At 57.3% G+C, this 17098-nt stretch carries 13 protein-coding genes; 8 read left to right on the forward strand and 5 right to left on the reverse strand.

The window, feature by feature from the left end; genetic code table 11:
• The first annotated feature begins 51 nt into the window (after nt 1-51).
• Genes KUC_RS08680 through KUC_RS08690 form a run of 3 tightly spaced genes read left to right on the forward strand, consistent with a single transcriptional unit; the run spans nt 52 to nt 4588 of the window.
• Entirely contained in the window at nt 52-1434 is a 1383-nt protein-coding gene (locus tag KUC_RS08680) for a YjiH family protein (protein WP_040479992.1), read from the forward strand.
• A gap of 10 nt (nt 1435-1444) precedes the next feature.
• The gene (locus KUC_RS08685; RefSeq protein ID WP_007112802.1) at nt 1445-3088 is read left to right on the forward strand and encodes a 5-guanidino-2-oxopentanoate decarboxylase; all 1644 of its coding nucleotides are present in this window, start codon (nt 1445-1447) and stop codon (nt 3086-3088) included.
• 9 nt (nt 3089-3097) lie between these two features.
• A complete protein-coding gene (locus KUC_RS08690; protein ID WP_007112803.1) occupies nt 3098-4588 on the forward strand; it encodes an aldehyde dehydrogenase family protein in 1491 nt (496 codons plus the stop codon).
• 13 nt (nt 4589-4601) lie between these two features.
• Here KUC_RS08690 and KUC_RS08695 read toward each other — a convergent pair whose 3' ends face one another.
• Nucleotides 4602-5537 carry a hydroxymethylglutaryl-CoA lyase gene (locus KUC_RS08695; protein WP_007112804.1) on the reverse strand — a complete coding sequence of 312 codons (936 nt, stop codon included), beginning with the start codon at nt 5535-5537 and terminating at the stop codon, nt 4602-4604.
• 10 nt (nt 5538-5547) lie between these two features.
• A complete protein-coding gene (locus KUC_RS08700; RefSeq protein WP_007112805.1) occupies nt 5548-6753 on the reverse strand; it encodes a CaiB/BaiF CoA transferase family protein in 1206 nt (401 codons plus the stop codon).
• 148 nt (nt 6754-6901) lie between these two features.
• Here KUC_RS08700 and KUC_RS08705 point away from each other — a divergent pair, with 148 nt between their 5' ends.
• The 4 genes from KUC_RS08705 (at nt 6902) to KUC_RS08720 (ending at nt 11074) form a co-directional block, all read left to right on the forward strand.
• Nucleotides 6902-7801, forward strand: coding sequence for a LysR family transcriptional regulator (locus KUC_RS08705; protein WP_007112806.1), 900 nt, complete (start codon nt 6902-6904; stop codon nt 7799-7801).
• 311 nt (nt 7802-8112) lie between these two features.
• Nucleotides 8113-9093, forward strand: coding sequence for a TRAP transporter substrate-binding protein (locus KUC_RS08710; RefSeq protein WP_007112807.1), 981 nt, complete (start codon nt 8113-8115; stop codon nt 9091-9093).
• Between the two features lie 122 nt (nt 9094-9215).
• On the forward strand, nt 9216-9782 hold the full coding sequence (locus tag KUC_RS08715) for a TRAP transporter small permease (RefSeq protein ID WP_007112808.1): 567 nt from the start codon (nt 9216-9218) through the stop codon (nt 9780-9782).
• Nucleotides 9779-11074 (forward strand): TRAP transporter large permease, encoded by a 1296-nt coding sequence (locus tag KUC_RS08720; protein WP_007112809.1) that lies wholly within the window; start codon nt 9779-9781, stop codon nt 11072-11074. The genes KUC_RS08715 and KUC_RS08720 overlap by 4 nt, the downstream gene beginning before the upstream one ends.
• Here the strand turns inward: KUC_RS08720 and KUC_RS08725 are convergent.
• The 3 genes from KUC_RS08725 to KUC_RS08735 form a co-directional block, all read right to left on the reverse strand.
• Nucleotides 11061-12518 (reverse strand): FAD-binding oxidoreductase, encoded by a 1458-nt coding sequence (locus KUC_RS08725; protein WP_007112810.1) that lies wholly within the window; start codon nt 12516-12518, stop codon nt 11061-11063. The genes KUC_RS08720 and KUC_RS08725 overlap by 14 nt on opposite strands.
• A 27-nt stretch (nt 12519-12545) precedes the next feature.
• Entirely contained in the window at nt 12546-13718 is a 1173-nt protein-coding gene (locus KUC_RS08730; RefSeq protein ID WP_040480445.1) for a fumarylacetoacetate hydrolase family protein, read from the reverse strand.
• A gap of 163 nt (nt 13719-13881) precedes the next feature.
• The gene (locus KUC_RS08735) at nt 13882-14958 is read right to left on the reverse strand and encodes a TRAP transporter substrate-binding protein (RefSeq protein WP_007112812.1); all 1077 of its coding nucleotides are present in this window, start codon (nt 14956-14958) and stop codon (nt 13882-13884) included.
• Nucleotides 14959-15288: 330 nt separating this feature from the next.
• Between KUC_RS08735 and KUC_RS08740 the strand changes: the two genes are divergently transcribed.
• Entirely contained in the window at nt 15289-17091 is a 1803-nt protein-coding gene (locus KUC_RS08740) for an IlvD/Edd family dehydratase (RefSeq protein ID WP_007112813.1), read from the forward strand.
• The last annotated feature ends 7 nt before the right edge of the window (nt 17092-17098 follow it).

A 17098-nucleotide genomic window follows, 5' to 3' on the forward strand; every position in this document is an offset into this window, starting at 1 on the left:
TAAAAACGCCGCCAACCCACCTCAAATAATCACTTCCAATGGGTGAACCCTATGTCGTATAGCAACATTAAATCGGAACAGCCGACCTCGTCGGCACCGATACCTCCCGCACACTTACTGAAGTTTCTGATTCCATCGCTGATCGGGGTGTTGCTGTTTCTCGTCCCTTTTCAAGTGGGTGACTCTATCAACATTGGCATGGGGCTAATGGCCGATGGCTTGCAAACCCTGCTGGGCTCGGCGCTACCCGCCATTGCGGTAGTCATTCTTTGCCTCTCGGTGGTGGTGACGCTGTACGTCAAGCTCGCCAAACCTGCCTGGGCAAAAAGTGGCCCCTTCCACGAGATGTTCGATGTGGGGGGCATTTGGATAGTCATGCGCGTGTTAGGTGCGATTTTTGTCATCATGACCTTTTTCCAGTTTGGGCCTGAGTTCGTCACTGCCTCCTTTACCGGTGGTGTCATGCTTAATGACTTGGCGCCGGTGCTGCTGACGTTCTTCTTCTTTGCTGCGGTACTGCTGCCGTTTTTGGTCGAGTTCGGCTTTATGGAGTTTATTGGCACCATGGTGCGTAAACCGTTTCGGGTGATTTTTAATCTACCCGGGCGTAGTGCTATAGATGCCACTGCCTCGTGGATGGGGTCGGGAACGGTAGGCGTTCTGATTACCGCCCAGCAGTACGAACAGGGTTACTACAACGGCCGGGAAGCGTCGGTGATTGCCACCAACTTTTCGGTCGCCTCCATCGCCTTCAGTCTATTGGTGACGAACTTTGTCGGTATTAACCACCTCTTCGTGCAGTTCTACTTCACGGTGGTGGTTTCAGGGTTGATAGCTGCGGTCATCGTGTCGCGTATTCCGCCGTTATCGCGCAAAACCAACGACTACTATGAGCCGGTCGGCTGTCAGTTGAGCGAAGAGCGTAGCGAAAATGTAGGCCTGTTCCGCTATAGTCTTTTGCAAGCGACACGCCGTGCAGGCAGTGCACCAGGGCCACGCAAGTTAGCCCGCCTGGCGCTACTCAACGTGATTGATATTTTCCTGACACTGCTGCCGCTGGTGTTTGCGATTGGTACCGTTGCACTGATTTTAGCCGAGTTTACCCCGCTGTTTACTTGGCTCTCTTACCCCATGGTACCGGTGCTTGAACTGCTGCGTATTCCTGAAGCTCAGGCGGCAGCACCCGCCACGCTGGTGGGGTTTGCCGATATGTTTCTGCCCGCGGTGTTGGCGACTAACATCGAAAGCGAGCTGACCCGTTTTGTGATTGCCTGCCTTTCCATGACGCAGTTGGTATATATGTCGGAAATTGGTGCACTGCTGCTCAAGTCTAAAATCCCTATCAAGTTCTGGGAACTGGCAGTGGTTTTCTTACTGCGTACCGCGATTACGCTGCCGATTATTGCCTTTATGGCCCATACGTTTTTCTTCTAAGGGGCCTGCAATGAATGCTGACGCCACGAGCAATCAATCAACCTTGACCTGTGCCGAGCTGCTGATCCGCCTGCTGCGCGATACTTACGGGGTACGTGCCCTGTTTGGTATTCCCGGTGTGCATACGGTAGAACTTTACCGCGGCCTGGAAGGCAGCGCTGTAAGGCACATCACCCCGCGTCATGAGCAGGGCGCAGGGTTTATGGCCGACGGCTATGCGCGGGCCAGCGGACAGCCGGGGGTGTGCCTGATTATCACCGGGCCGGGGATGACCAACATCGCCACCGCCATGGGCCAAGCCCTGGCGGACTCGATTCCCATGCTAGTGATCTCCAGCGTTAACCGTCGCGATACCTTGGGCTTGGGCCAAGGGCGGCTACATGAGCTGCCCAGCCAGCAACAAATGATCAGCGGCGTGGCACGGTTTAGCCACACGCTGTTGGATGCCAATACGCTACCCGAAGTGCTGGCACGCGCCTTTGCCATCTTTAATGGGGCGCGCCCAGGCCCGGTGCACATCGAAATCCCCATCGATCTGTTCAATGCGCCAGTTAACGTACCGGCTAGTTGGCAAGCACCTACGCTATATCGAGCAGCGCCTGATCCAGAAGGGCTTGCCGAAGCCGCCCGCTTGTTACACGCGGCGAAACAGCCCCTGGTGCTATTAGGTGGCGGCTGCGTATCAGCACCAGAAGCCGCACGAGAATTAGTAGCAAAGCTCGATGCGCCTACGGTCACGACCATCAATGCCAAAGGGTTGCTAGGCCGCGACCACCCGCTGGATTTGGGGGCTAACGCGGCGCTACCCGCAGTGCGCGAACTGGCGGCCAATGCCGATGTGATTTTGGCGGTAGGCACCGAGCTGGGCGAGACTGACTATGACGTGGTGTTTGACGGTGGCTTTCACCTTAATGGCACGCTGATCCGCATCGATCTCGACCCAGAGCAGCTGGTGCGTAATCAACGCGTCACGCTGGGGCTGGTGGGGGACGCTGGGCGCAGTCTTGAGCTTCTGCTCGCTCACTTCCCAGACACAGTGCAGCGTAGAGGCGTTGAGCGAACTGCCGCCGTCTTGAGCGCGCTGAATCTGCAAAATGACCCTGCTTTTAGCGACTTTGTGCCGCTCTACAACACCTTGGCCGAGCACTTGCCCGAGGCGATTCTGGTGGGTGACTCTACCGCGCCGGTGTATGCCGGTAATCATCTGGTTAGCCAGCCAGCGCCAAGGCGCTACTTCAATGCCTCAACCGGCTACGGCACCTTGGGCTATGGTCTGCCCGCGGCGCTGGGCGCACAGCTGGCGCGAGCGGTTCTACCGGTGGTGGCGCTGGTGGGCGATGGTGGGGTGATGTTTACGCTGTCGGAAATCGCAACCGCCGTAGAAGAGCGCCTACCGGTGGTGATTGTGCTCTGGCACAACGCCGGTTACGAAGAGATTCGTCGCTATATGGATGCCAACGGTGTGGCGCGCCTGGGCGTGGATATTCAGGCGCCCAACTTCCTCACCCTGGCCGAAGGTTTTGGCTGCCCGGGCGTGCTGGTAGAAAGCCCCGCCGAATTATCCGAGGCGCTCGCCAACCGCGAAACCAACGGGCCTCTACTGATCGAAATTGACGCCGCTGCCTGGCAGCGCGCGTGCGCACTTTCTGACTAGGATATTCCCATGCCGTCACTCAGCCATCAGATTCTTAACAACCAGTTCATTAACAACCAATTCATCAACAACCAATTCATCAACAACCAATGGGTCGCCTCCAACGGTACCCGCCTGCTCGACGTGATGAATCCTTACCGCGAGGAGCGTATTGCTCAAGTTACCGCAGGGGATGCGGCGGATGTCGATGCTGCCGTTCAAGCTGCCCAGCAAGCGCAGCCTGCTTGGCAAGCGCTGGGCGGTGCTGCACGGGCAAAGTATCTCGACGGGTTTGCCGATGCACTGGAAGCCCGACGGGATGCGATTATCACGCTTTCAGCCACCAACAACGGTAAGCCACTGGCGGAAGCAGGTATTGATCTTGACGATGCGATTGCCTGCTACCGCTATTACGCAGGGCAGGCCAAGGCGCTGGATGCACGCCAGGGCGAGTTGGTGAACGTAGAAATGGAGGGCGTCGAAGCGCGTACTTATCACGACCCGGTCGGGGTAGTGGGGCTGATTGCGCCTTGGAACTTCCCGTTAGTGACTAGCGCCTGGAAGCTGGCACCCGCGTTGGCGGCGGGTTGTGCCGCAGTGCTTAAACCTTCGGAAGTGACGCCGCTCCCCGAGTTGGTGCTGGCCGAAATTGCCCTGGAGATCAACCTGCCCCCTGGCGTGCTGAATCTGCTTAACGGTGACGGCGAGGGCATTGGCGCGCCGCTGACCAACCACCCTGGCGTGGATAAAATTTCCTTTACGGGCAGTAATCGAGTCGGCGAAGCGGTGATGCAAGCCGCTGCCGCTCGCACGGCTAGCGTGTCGCTAGAGCTAGGCGGCAAGTCACCCATTCTCGTCATGGAAGATGCCGTCCCCGCTCAGGCCGCCGACTGGGTGATGGCCGGTATCTACTTCAACGCCGGGCAAATCTGCTCTGCCACCTCGCGTTTATTGGTGCATGAAGATATTGCAGAAGCGCTCTATGCGGCGCTCGCTGAGCGTATGGATGCGCTGACGCTGGGCGATCCAATTGCTGAAGGCACTGACCTGGGGCCGTTGACCAGCGCCAAGCAGCGCGACGCGGTGCAATGCTATTTGGATATTGCCGAACAGGAAGGGCTTACGGCAGTGCGCGACGCCCAACATCGCCAACTGCCTGATACGGGCTACTTCTTAGCACCCACGCTTTATCGGGATGTGCCGGTGGAAAGCCGTTTATGGCAGGAAGAGATTTTTGGCCCAGTGCTGTGTGGTCGCAGCGTGGCAAGCGAAGCGGAAGCTATTAAACTCGCCAACGATAGTGTCTATGGCCTGGCGGCCACGGTAATTAGCGGCGATCCAGAGCGAGCTAAGCGCATCGGTCGCCAGCTCAAAGCCGGCAGCATCTGGTACAACAGCGAGCAGCTAGTGCTACCTGAAACCGGCTGGGGCGGCTTCAAGCGTAGTGGCATTGGCCGTGAACTCGGCCCTTGGGGGTTAAGCGCTTACCTGGAAGTGAAGCATGTGGTAGGCCCGAAATAACGCCTGCGTCAGGCTAGCGCCCAGGCATCGCATAACGCCGGGTTGATTTCCCTGCTTTCACCACCTGCCCCGGTACATCGTGGCCGATAAGGTCGGGAAGGGTGGCGGCGACCTCAAGCAGGGCATCCAGGTCGACGCCGGTATCCACGCCCATGGCCTCAAACATATGCACCAGGTCTTCAGTGCATACATTGCCGCTGGCGCCGGGGGCGAAAGGGCAGCCGCCTAGCCCGCCTAGCGAAGCATCGAAGCGGGTAATGCCCGCCTGCCACGCCGCTAGCGCATTTGCCAAGCCCATCCCGCGGGTGTTGTGGAAGTGCAGCGTGAACGGCGTTTCCGGCCAGCGTCCAAGCACCGCCTCACACAGGCGCTTCACCTGGGCAGGGTTGGCCATGCCGGTGGTGTCGCAGAGCGTGATGCCCTGAATGCCAAGGCTAATAAGTTGCTCAACCAGTTCCAGTACCCGCGCTTCGGGTACCTCGCCTTCAAAGGGGCAACCAAAAGCCGTCGACAGTGAGGCGTTGATAAACACGCCGCTTCCCTGCGTCACGTCCAAGATCGCTGCGAACTGCTCAAGAGATTGCGCTGGAGTCATGCGCAGATTGGCGAGCCCGTGGCTATTGCTGGCGGACATCACTAGGTTGATCTCATCTACTTGGCAAGCCAATGCCCGTTCGGTGCCTATAACGTTGGGTACCAGTACGGTGATATCGACTCCTTCCCGGCGTTGAATGCCGGTCACCACCTCAGCAGCATCGCGTAGGTTGGGGATCGCCTTGGGGGAGGTGAACGAGGTTGCTTCGATGCGCCGTAGGCCGGTGGTGGAGAGCGCGTCAATCCAGCGAACTTTGTCTTCCGTAGGCACAAAGCGTGCCTCAATCTGAAGGCCATCCCGAGGAGCGACTTCGTTGATCTCGATCTTAGTGTGGCATGGGCTTGGCTGGTTCATGATGCGTTCCTTAAATAATGCCCGCTTGGCGAAGCTTGGCGCGGGTTTCATGGTCAATGCCCAGCTCATCCAAGACATCGTCGGTATGCTGGCCAAGCGTGGGGCCGCCGTCGCCGATTCGCCCAGGGGTAGCGCTAAGCTTGGGCAGTACGCCGGGTACTTTTAGCGGTTCGCCGTTGGGGCGGGTGAAGGTTTGAATCATTTCCCGCGCCAGGTAGTGGGGATCAAAGGCGATATCTTCCGCCGTATAGGGGTAGCCTGCGGGCACGCGGGCGTCATCCAGGGCTTGCAAAATAGCATCGCGAGAGCGCTTTTCAGTCCACACCTGAATGGCGGCATCAATCATCTCGGCTTGCTGGCTGCGCCCATCGTTATGGGCCAGGGCCGGGTCGTTGGCTAAATCTTCACGACCAATCACGCCCATTAAGCGCTTAAAGATGCTGTCGCCGTTACCGGCAATCAGCACATAATCGCCGCACTGGCAGCGGTAGGCGTTTGATGGGGTAATGCCGGGCAGGGCGCTGCCGCTGGGTTCGCGCACTTGGCCGCTGGCATCGAACTCTGGCAGCAGGCTCTCCATCATTGCAAATACCGACTCATACAGCGCGACGTCGATTTCTTGGCCCAGGCCACTGCGGTTGCGCTCTTGAATCGCCAATAGAGTTCCAATCACCGCGTAGAGCGCGGAGAGCGAGTCGCCGATGCTCACGCCCACGCGCACAGAAGGCTCTCCCGGCTGGCCAGTGAGGTAGCGCAGTCCGCCCATGGCTTCGCCAATCACACCAAAACCGGGCTTATCGCGGTAGGGCCCCGTTTGCCCGTAGCCGGAAATATGCACCATGATCAGCCGTGGGTTGAGTTTGGAGAGCGCTTCCCAGCCTAGCCCCCAGTTGTCTAACGTGCCGGGGCGGAAGTTCTCCACCACCACATCGGCCTCGGCGGCAAGCTGGCGCACCAAGCCTTGCCCCTCTTCGCTGCGCAGATCCAGTTCCATCGAGCGCTTGTTGCGGGTCTGTACATGCCACCAGAGTGAGGTGCCGTCTTCAATCATTCGCCATTTGCGAAGTGGGTCTCCGGTGCCGGGTGGCTCAATTTTAATCACATCGGCACCGAATTCTCCCAGCAGTTTGGTGGCGAAAGGCCCCGCAATCAGTTGGCCAAGCTCAAGCACTTTTAAGCCCTGTAGCGGAAGCTGGCGTGCTTCGGAAGCATTCATTAAGGCGCTCTCTTATCATTGGTTTATCACTATTTACCAGCATGCGTGAGCTAACCAGGGGCGACAATTAGGCAATGGGTAACAAAGGGTTCGTCGGTGACGAAGGTGTGCGCTAGCATAAACAAGTTGCCTTCAAGGAGTCCGTTGTATGCGCCGCTTCGATTTTGTCACCCTTAAATTGTTTATCTCCGTGGCGGATGAAGGCCGTCTGACGGCGGCTGCCGAGCGAGAACACTTAGCCCTCGCCGCGGTGAGCAAACGCATAAGCGACCTGGAAGTGCTGGTGGGCACAACGCTGCTCTATCGTCGCCCCAGAGGCGTGGAGCTGACTCCCGCAGGACAGGCGTTTTTGCATCATGCTCGGCGTATTATGGATAACATTGAGCGCCTGCAGGCCGAACTCAGCGAGTATGGCGAGGGCGTACGCGGTCATGTGCGTATCCACTCCAACACCTCGGCGATTATTGCCTTTCTTCCCCAGGATCTCAGCGCTTTCTCACGCCTTTACCCGGAAATCAAAATTGATCTTCAGGAGCGGGTCAGTAGCGAAATCATTGCTGCCGTTCGCGACGGGCTGACCGATATCGGTATCTTTGCTGGCCATGTGGCGGCACCCGACCTTCAACAGCTCTCCTATCGACAAGATCGACTAGTGTTAATGACCCCTGTCGATCATCCTTTGGCTGAACGTGACAGTATTGCCTTTAATGAAGCGCTAGCTTTCGATTTTATTGGTTTACAGCAGGATACGTCGCTGCAGTTACTGTTAAATGAGCAGGCCAATCTGGCGGGTAAAGCGCTGCGGATGCGTATTCAAGTTCGCAGCTTCGATGCTATTTGCCGGATGATCCATCACGGGATGGGCGTGGGCGTACTGCCCGAGCAAACCATCTACAGTGACTTAGGCGATCTGCAGTTGAAAAGCATCCCGCTTAGCGACCCCTGGGCCCAGCGCGAACTGGTGATTGGCATGCGCCGTTACGCCTCGCTGCACGTGACTGCCCGGCACTTGGTGGATCACCTTACCCAGAAAGAGGATGAGAAATAGCCTCAAAAAATGCTCTTTATGGCTTCGTGGTTTGAGAAAGCTAAGCATCGCTACCTAATCCTTCAAAGGCCTGCATATGGCGAGACAGCGAGGTAATTAATTCAGGTAGGTATTCATCTTTGGTCGTACGGCGGCGATGGGGTGGATTAAAAAGCCCGTTATAGCAGCGTTTCTAGCCATCGTTTTTTACGAAGCCAGCCTTCTTGAACGTCGATTTGAGCCCTTTGGCGGCTTGTTTCAATATCAAGTAAGCGTTACGAAAATGAATAAAAGAATCACATCCAATAACGACAACTGCAGGGATTTCTCTTATGCAAAAACAACTGCTTGCCACGCTGGCTACCCTAGGCATGCTAACGACGGCCCCGTTTGTCTTAGCTAACCCCATCGAAATTCAAGTTAACAACACCATGAGTGAGGGCGGTTCGGAGAGCGCCGCCGTAGAACGCTTTGCCGAATACCTCGAAGAGCAGGCGCCAGGCCGCTTCGACGTTCGTCCTTTCTTGGCGGGCTCGTTGGGCGGAGAGAACGCAATTCTGGAATTGCTCAATCTCGGCCAAACCCAGCTCTCGATCACTGGCGGCAACTGGCGCCAACAGTATGCGCCTGAATACGATGCCATCACTGTGCCTTTTGTGTTCACCACCTGGGATGAAGTGGACGCCTATATGGAGAGCCCGTCCGGCCAGGCGCTGGTTGAGAAAGCAGAAAACCAGGGCGGCCTGAAGTATTTTGGTTTGCAGCATCGCGGGCCTCGCCACATGACCGCTAACAAGGAGATACACACGCCGGCTGATTTGGAGGGGTTCCGCCTGCGACTGCCTTCGCTACCGGTATGGCTGGAAGTATGGGGAGAGATCGGCGCCCAGGTAGTCAACGTGCCTGCGCCAGAGATTTATCTCGCTATGCAGACCGGCCAAGTAGACGGTCATGAGAACTCGCTCTCCTCACCCTATACCCGTCGCCTATGGGAAGTGCAGGACTACCTGATTATGACCAGCCACGTGCAGTTCCCGTGGAGCTGGGTGGCCAGCTCGCGCTGGTGGAATGGCTTAGAAGCAGATGACCAAGCGTTGATCGAAGAGGCAATCTACGTCGCCCGCCAATATGGATCGGAGCGCGAACGCGAGCTTGACGAATTCTACCTGGAAGCCCTTCAGGAGGAAGGCATGACCGTCATTGAGCCGGATGTTGCGCCTTTCCGCGAAGCGGCGTTGCCAGCGATAGATCGTGTCATGGCTGACATGGCCGACGGCGTTCGGGAAGATGCGCTGGGCAACCAGAGCGAGTAACACCCCTTGGGTAGAAACCGCGGCTGTCCCCAGGGCAGTCGCGGTTTTTCATGACAAGTTAATTTTCAAGACAAGTAAGTTTTCATAACACATAAAAAAACGTCAGGGTAAGGAGTTCTGCTGTGGAAGACGCGGTAGCGCCCAATAACGGGCCGGATCGAATTGCTTTCTATACGCTGCGGGGCGTCACCCGCCTATGCGATGGGATTGGCGTGGCGTTAATGGCGGCCATCCTGCTATTGATCGCGGCGGCGGTCATCGCCCGCGACTTACTGGGGCTGGGCATGCCCTGGACGGAAGAGGTGGCGTCCATGCTGGCGATTTACGCGATTGGCTTTGGTTCGTTATCGGCGTGGGTACGCAGCGAGCACTTGGTAGTGGATCTGTTCAGTCACAAGCTGTCAGGGCTGGGTAAAAATATCCAGTATCGGCTCACGGCAATGATTTCCTGCGTTTTTTTCGCCCTCGCTGCCTGGGGGGCATGGATTATGTCGGAGATGAGCGCCAACAATACGACCGTTTCATTAAGTATCAGCTTTAGCTACCTCTACTACGGGGTGTTTTTCAGCTTTGCAGGCATGGCGCTAATCGCCGTGTGGCAAACCCTGCGGGGGCCGGTGTTGTGGCTAGAAGCGCCTCGTGAAGAGGAGCGAGAAGTGGAGCGTAAAGAGGGGATAGCCAAGCCATGACCGAACTACTGATTTTTGTCGGCGGCCTGTTAGTACTGATGGCCATTGGTCTGCCTGTGGTTGTTTCTATTGGTGTTACCTCCTTTGTTGCCCTGTTGGTAACGGGTACCGGTGGGCTGCCCGTTGAGTTACTGCCGCTGCGCATGGTGCAAACACTCAATAACTTCACCCTGCTGGCGATACCGCTGTTTATTCTGGCTGCCAATATTATGAATATTGGCTCCACTACTACGCGGATTTTCGACTTTGCCACAGCGTTGGTGGGCTTTACCAAGGGCGGGCTTGGTCACGCTAACGTGGTGGCCAGCTCGATTTTTGCCACTATGTCAGGCACTGCCGTTGCCGATGCTGCAGGGCTTGGCAGTATTGAAATCAAAGCCATGAAAGAGCGTGGTTACGCGCTGGATTACTCCACCGGTATTACCGCCGCCTCCAGCGTTATTGGGCCGATTCTGCCGCCCAGCATCGCCTTGGTTGTTTACGGCTGGCTGGCCAATGTCAGCATTGGCGGGCTGTTTATGGCAGGGTTGCTGCCAGGTATTTTGATGGCACTGCTGCTGATGGGGATGACCGTCCTCTTGGCCACCACAGGCAAGGTGGTGATGCCCAAACCCACACCCTTTGATGCCTGCGAAGTCGCCCGCACCGGTAAACGCGCCATCTTGCCGTTAATGATGCCCGCGATAATCGTCGGCGGGATTTGGGGAGGCTTCTTCACACCCACCGAAGCGGGCGCCATTGCCTCGCTCTACGCGGTGATTCTAGGTGGCCTGATCTACCGTGATTTGAACTGGCGGGATCTATACAGCGCCTTCCGCCGCACCCTGATGTTCAGTGCGGTGATCCTGCTGATTATTGCGGTCTCCAGCTTCTACGGCTGGATTCTGGTGCGCATGGGCATTCCCCAAGCGTTGGCGGGTCAGGTGGCCAGCATCGATATGCCCATGTTTGCACTGCTGCTCTGCTTTGCGCTGTTCTTCCTGTTAATCGGCTGCTTTATGTCGGTGATTGAAAGCATCCTGATTTTCACCCCGATTGTGGTGCCTGCTGCGCTAAGTGCCGGATTAGATCCGGTTCATTTTGGCATCGTGATGGTGATCACGCTTTCGGTGGGGGTCATTACGCCGCCCTTTGGCACGGTGCTGTTCCTGATGGTCGGGATCACGCGATTGCGCTACGGTCAGGTAGTCACGGCGATCATGCCGTTCTTACTGCCGATTATTGCCACTATTTTACTGCTTATAGCCGTGCCAGGCTTGGCGACCTGGCTGCCAGATATCATGGGATATTGATCATCGCCTTTGCCTGCTGGGGAGGCCCAGCAGGCAAAATCCTGCCTGGATTCATTAGCCCCTTGGGGTCGAACAGTGCCTTAACACCGCTGACCATCTCTCGCTCAATCGGCGATAGCCGCGCCAGGTAGGGTGCCTGCTTGGTGCGGCCAATGCCGTGCTCGGCGCTGATGCTGCCGTGAAAATCGTCAAGCACTTCAAAAAGCAGCTCTTCCAAGTCGTGCAGGTGAGCTTTCTTATCGCTATCCGCCACTGTAGTGGGAGGCAGTATATTGAAGTGCAGATTGCCGTCGCCCACATGCCCGTAGGCAATAATTTCGCACGCAGGTGACGCCGCCATGACCACCTCGCTTGCCCGGGCAACGAAGTCGGGTATCGCCGAGATGGGCACCGAAATATCGGTGCGCAGGTGCTCGCCGCGCCGCCGCTGGCCTTCCAACATGCTCTCGCGGAACTGCCACAGCTGAGCGGACTGGGTGTCGCTGGATGCCAGAGCACCATCCAGCACCAGCTCACGCGCCATACCGGTTTCCAGCAGCGCTTCCAACATCGAACCCAGATCCACCGGCCCCGTGGCAGCAACTTCCATCAACACGTACCAGGGGTAGGCGTCTTCCATCGGGTCGCGTAGCTCAGAAGTTGCTTCGATCGCGAGCTCGATACAACGGCGGGGAATCAGCTCGAAAGCCGTCAGCAAATCGCAGCACTCCCGGCGTGCCAAACCGTACAGATCAATCACCGCCTGAACGGAGGGCAGGCCGAGCAGGGCGGTACGGTTCTGGGTAGGGCGCGTCGCGAGCTTTAACACCGCACCGGTGACGATGCCTAGAGTGCCTTCGCTGCCCAGAAAAAGTTGCTGAAGGTCGTAACCGCGGTTGTCTTTATGCAAGGCATTAAGGCTCTCCCAAACGCGTCCGTCGGGCAGTACCACTTCAAGGCCCAGCACCAGCTCGCGCATCATGCCGTAGCGCAGCACGTTAAGCCCGCCCGCATTGGTGGCGATATTGCCACCTATCTGGCAACTGCCTTGAGCCCCCAGCGAGAGCGGGAAGTCGCAGTCATGATCAAAGGCGGCCAACTTAACGTTTTCAAGGATGCAGCCAGCGTCTACGGTAATGGTGAAGTTAACTGGATCAATGGCGCGCACGCTGTTTAAGCGCTCTAAACTGATCACCAGTTCTTGACCGTTTGCGTCGGGTAGTGCCCCGGCCACCAAGCCGCTATGACCCCCCTGGGGCGTCATAGCGATTCCTTGTTCGTAGCAACGCTTTACCACCTCGGCGACTTCTTCCGTGTTAGCCGGGCGGGCTACCGCCAACGGCGTGCCTAATGTATCGCCCGCCCAGTCGCGGATGTAGCGTGCCATGGCGTCTGGCTTGCGAACTAAACCGTGCTCGCCGAGCAGGCTGGTTAGTTGATCGAGAAAAGTGTGGGTTTCTGTCATTCAGCGGCTTCCTGTTAACCTATCCCGTCACCCTGCATTACGACGCGCTAGATGGCGCATCAGTTCGCGAATACCGTAAGTCCAGGGGGATAACTGATCGCTTCTGCCAACTGGGTTGACCAAGGCGCCCAGGGCGGGCGTGGCGATGGAGACACGATCATTGAGGTGATGGGTAAAGCCCTGACCTACACCGTCGCGATCTTGAATGGGCGAGAACATGGTGCCGAGGAACAGCATAAAACCGTCCGGGTATTGGTGGTGGTCGCCGATGGTTTGGCTTACCAAGTCCAGCGGGTCGCGGCTGATCTCACGCATATCGCTTTCGCCCTGGAGTAGGAAGTCATCATCCTCACCCTCAATACGCAGCGACACCTGGCAGTTGCGCACACTGTCGATATCGAAGTGATCATCGAACAGTCGAATGAACGGGCCAATGGAACAGGAGGCATTGTTGTCTTTCGCCTTACCCAACAGCAAAGCGCTGCGCCCTTCAACGTCCCGTAGGTTTACGTCGTTGCCCAGAGTAGCACCGCGCACATGGCCGTGGCTGTCGACTGCCAGGACAATTTCCGGCTCGGGGTTATTCCACTTTGAAGACGGGTGTAAACCTACCGGTGTGCCAAAGCCTACTGATGACAGCGGCTGGGCCTTGGTAAATACCTCCGCATCGGGGCCTATGCCGACTTCCATATACTGCGACCAGCCACCGCGTGCCTGAAGGGCTTTTTTAAGCGACATCGCTTCTTCAGAACCGGGCGCGATTTTTGAAAGATCGGTGCCAATCAGCGCCTGTAAGTCGTTGCGCAGCTCTACGGCTCGTGCCGGGTCGCCGCCCGCTTGTTCCTCGATCACCCGCTCTAAAAGGCTGACAGCGAAGGTGACGCCACATGCTTTAACAGCCTGAACATCACAAGGAGCGAGTAAGTAGGGAGCTTGCGGTGGAGACGTTTGAGAGTTCGCTAGTAGCGCCTCAATACCGCACAGATTGGAACCATCTCCACGCCGCACTACCTCCAGTATATCGTCGCGTTCCAGTAGGTCAGCCATAGTGGGGCCGAACTCGGTGATGTCGATAACCTGGCCGTTTTTTACGGTCACCAGCGCGGGGCCGGGGTGCGTGCCATCCAGCCATACGCGCCCAACTAGCAGCGCGTTATCCAGGTCATCGGGGAGAGAATCATTCAGGGACAGTGGTTGCATAGGTGTTTTCATATCGTTAGCTCTCCCGACAGCCGTTGGCCAGCGAGGAGACATTAAAGGAAACTGGAGCGCTTGGTTCACCCCGTTACCTCTGCCGCCAAGTAATCACGGCAGGAGAGGTAAGGGGTGAGGCATGTTTTTCAACGCAAAAGTAGATAGGTGCTTACTCGGTCATTGATGATTCAGCAATGCGCTGGAATTCCTCCACTAAATCTTCACCAATGCGCGGGGCCCACTCTTCGTAAACCGGCCGCACGGCTTCCTGGAAAGCGGCAATCTGCTCGTCATCAAGACGGGTGATTTGCATGCCGCGCTCTTCAAGTTGATCCCGCGCCCAGTCGTCGTACTCGCTGGAAAGCTGGATTTCATAATCCGCTGCTTGCAGCGCGGCTTCCTGTACAAGCTCTTGGTACTCGGGGTCGAGGCGATCCCAGGTACGCTGAGAAATCATCTTGATAAAGGGTGTGTAGACGTGGCGGGTTTCAGAGCCGTAGTCCTGCACTTCATGGAAGTTGGAGGTCAAAATGGTGCTCCAGGGATTTTCCTGGCCATCGACAACGCCCTGTTCCATGGCGGAGAAGAGCTCACCAAATGCCATCGGAGTCGGGTTGGCGCCCAGTGCTTCCCAAATAGCCAGATGCACCGGGTTTTCCATGGTGCGAATCGACAGGCCACGAACGTCTAGGCCCGCCACATCCTCTGGAGAGGAGACTTCCCGGGCGCTATTGGAGAGCTGACGGAAGCCATTTTCAGAGAACGCCAGGGCTTTCAGGCCGGTGCCATCGAACGCGTCGAGCATTTGCTGAGCAGCATCGCTACGCATGGCCTCGATAGCCGCTTCACGGGTAGGTAGCAAGAAGGGGAGGTCGAAAACCGCCAACTCTCCAACGTAGCCGGTAGCAGGGGAAGACGACGGGTAAGTCATATCCAGCGTACCGGTCTGCAGCATTTCCATCATCTGCACGTCGTCGCCAAGCTGGCTGTTAGGAAAGATATTAACGCTGATTCGCCCTTCGCTGCGCTGGTCAAGAATATCCGCGAAGTACTGGCTAGAGATGTACTGGGGTGAGCTTTCCGCTAAGCCCAGCCCCATGCGCAGGGTGACTTTGCCGTGGTCACCCACGGTGCCGCCATCAATCTCTGGCGGATCGGAAAGATCAGGCGTTTGCGCGTAGGCGATACCTGAGCTGAGCAGCGTAGCGCCGGTCATTAATAGGGTGCGTTTCCAAAGATGGTGCATAGTCGTCACTCTCCTGGCGTGCTACAGACTGCTTCGCTAAGGGCGTCTTCCAAGCGAGCTGCAGCGTGGTTAGTTGTTGTTGTGTGTAAGCGGCACTCGCTTATTTAAGGTGTAAGCGCCGCAACCCTTAGATGAATGTCTAACGTTTTCTATATATGTTCAACATATACTTTTGTATGTATCGACGTCGTGGGTAAGAAAGCGTACCGTCATGGCGACTCTCCCCTACACTTTAGGGAGCTTACTTAATCGATAATGTTGGTGGGGCGGTTTCAGTGCCTAAAGCGCGCCTACTAACTTTTATATTTACTTTAGGCGTGGAGCGGAACCATGGCCAATTTTCAGCAAATAACGCCTGAGCAGTTGCGTTCACGTTACTGGTTCGATAACCCTGATCACCCCGGAACCACGGCGCTGTGCATCGAGCGCTACCTTAATTACGGCATGACGCTGGATGAGCTGACCAGTGGTAAACCGATTATTGGTATTTGCCAGTCTGGCTCTGATTTAACCCCGTGCAATCGCCACCACATTGACCTGGTTAAACGGGTTAAAGACGGCATTCGTGCTGCAGGCGGCGTGCCGTTTGAATTTCCCATGCATCCCATCCATGAGAACGTTCGGCGCCCCACCGCCGCGCTGGATCGTAACCTTGCTTACTTGGGCATCGTCGAAGTCCTGCACGGCTACCCGTTAGACGGTGTGGTGCTAACGACTGGCTGCGATAAAACCACGCCCGCGGCGCTAATGGCGGCGGCAACGGTGAATATCCCGGCGATAGTGCTTTCCGGCGGGCCGATGCTCAACGGCTGGCGCGGTGCCGAGCGGGTCGGCTCGGGTACGATTATTTGGGAGCTGCGCAAGCGACTGGCGGCGGGGGATATCGACTACGCAGAGTTCCTTTCCAGGGCTAGTGACTCGGCACCCTCGATAGGCCACTGCAACACCATGGGCACTGCTTCCACCATGAACTCCATGGCGGAAGTGCTGGGTATGAGCCTGCCTGGTTCGGCGGTGATTCCCGCGCCCTACAAAGAACGCGCGATGGTGGCTTACGACACCGGCACGCGAATTGTCGATATGGTCTGGGAGGATGTCAGACCGCTGGATATCCTGACCCGGGAAGCATTTGAAAACGCCATTGTGGCGTGCTCCGCGCTTGGCGGCTCCTCTAATGCCCCTGTTCACATTAATGCTATTGCCCGTCATGCGGGCATTGAACTGGATAACGACGACTGGCAGCGGCTGGGCCATCAGATTCCGCTGCTGGCCAACGTGATGCCTGCCGGTGCCTTTCTGTGCGAAGAGTTTTACCGTGCCGGGGGCGTTCCGGCGATCCTCCATGAGCTACACACCGCCGGTAAGCTGCACGGCGGCGCGCTAACGGTCAATGGCCGCTCCATAGGCGACAACCTTCAGGGCCGCGAAACCCAGGATACCGATGTAATTTGTCGCTACGCCGACCCGCTTGTCGAGCATGCAGGCTTCCTCAATCTCAAGGGCAATCTATTCGACTCGGCGCTGATGAAAACCAGCGTGATCTCGCGAGATTTCCGCGAGCGCTTCCTGAATGACCCCAACGACCCGGAAGCCTTTGAGGGCAAAGTCGTGGTGTTTGATGGCTCCGAGGATTACCACGCCCGCATTGATGACCCAGCGCTGAACATTGATGCCCGAACCATTCTGGTCATGCGCGGCGCAGGCCCCGTAGGCCACCCTGGTGGTGCGGAAGTGGTCAATATGCAGCCGCCGGAAGCGCTGATCAAACAGGGCATCGAATCGCTGCCCTGCCTGGGCGATGGCCGTCAGTCGGGTACTTCCGGCTCGCCGTCGATTCTCAATGCCTCCCCGGAAGCCGCTACCGGTGGTGGCTTGGCGTTGCTGGAGAGTGGCGACCGGCTGCGGGTCGATCTCAAACGCGGCGAAGTACAGCTGCTGATTGACGACAGTGAACTGGTAGCGCGCCGCGAGCGCTTGGCCCAGCAGGGCGGCTACCGCTACCCTGGCCACCAGACGCCCTGGCAGGAGATCCAGCGCAGCATGGTCGAACCGCTGGATCGCGGTATGACCTTGGAGCCCGCCTCCAAATACCGCGATGTGGCTCGCCAGCATCCGCCCAGAGATAATCATTAAAGGGGCA

The organism is Vreelandella boliviensis LC1, assembly GCF_000236035.1.
In the GTDB taxonomy this organism is placed as follows: domain Bacteria; phylum Pseudomonadota; class Gammaproteobacteria; order Pseudomonadales; family Halomonadaceae; genus Vreelandella; species Vreelandella boliviensis.

What these genes read in the sequence shown, in the direction of transcription:
- KUC_RS08680 (WP_040479992.1), top strand. Translation starts at nt 52, where the DNA reads ATGTCGTATAGCAACATTAAATCGGAACAGCCGACCTCGTCGGCACCG.
- KUC_RS08685 (WP_007112802.1), top strand. Translation starts at nt 1,445, where the DNA reads ATGAATGCTGACGCCACGAGCAATCAATCAACCTTGACCTGTGCCGAG.
- KUC_RS08690 (WP_007112803.1), top strand. Translation starts at nt 3,098, where the DNA reads ATGCCGTCACTCAGCCATCAGATTCTTAACAACCAGTTCATTAACAAC.
- KUC_RS08695 (WP_007112804.1), bottom strand. Translation starts at nt 5,537, where the DNA reads ATGAACCAGCCAAGCCCATGCCACACTAAGATCGAGATCAACGAAGTC.
- KUC_RS08700 (WP_007112805.1), bottom strand. Translation starts at nt 6,753, where the DNA reads ATGAATGCTTCCGAAGCACGCCAGCTTCCGCTACAGGGCTTAAAAGTG.
- KUC_RS08705 (WP_007112806.1), top strand. Translation starts at nt 6,902, where the DNA reads ATGCGCCGCTTCGATTTTGTCACCCTTAAATTGTTTATCTCCGTGGCG.
- KUC_RS08710 (WP_007112807.1), top strand. Translation starts at nt 8,113, where the DNA reads ATGCAAAAACAACTGCTTGCCACGCTGGCTACCCTAGGCATGCTAACG.
- KUC_RS08720 (WP_007112809.1), top strand. Translation starts at nt 9,779, where the DNA reads ATGACCGAACTACTGATTTTTGTCGGCGGCCTGTTAGTACTGATGGCC.
- KUC_RS08725 (WP_007112810.1), bottom strand. Translation starts at nt 12,518, where the DNA reads ATGACAGAAACCCACACTTTTCTCGATCAACTAACCAGCCTGCTCGGC.
- KUC_RS08730 (WP_040480445.1), bottom strand. Translation starts at nt 13,718, where the DNA reads ATGCAACCACTGTCCCTGAATGATTCTCTCCCCGATGACCTGGATAAC.
- KUC_RS08735 (WP_007112812.1), bottom strand. Translation starts at nt 14,958, where the DNA reads ATGCACCATCTTTGGAAACGCACCCTATTAATGACCGGCGCTACGCTG.
- KUC_RS08740 (WP_007112813.1), top strand. Translation starts at nt 15,289, where the DNA reads ATGGCCAATTTTCAGCAAATAACGCCTGAGCAGTTGCGTTCACGTTAC.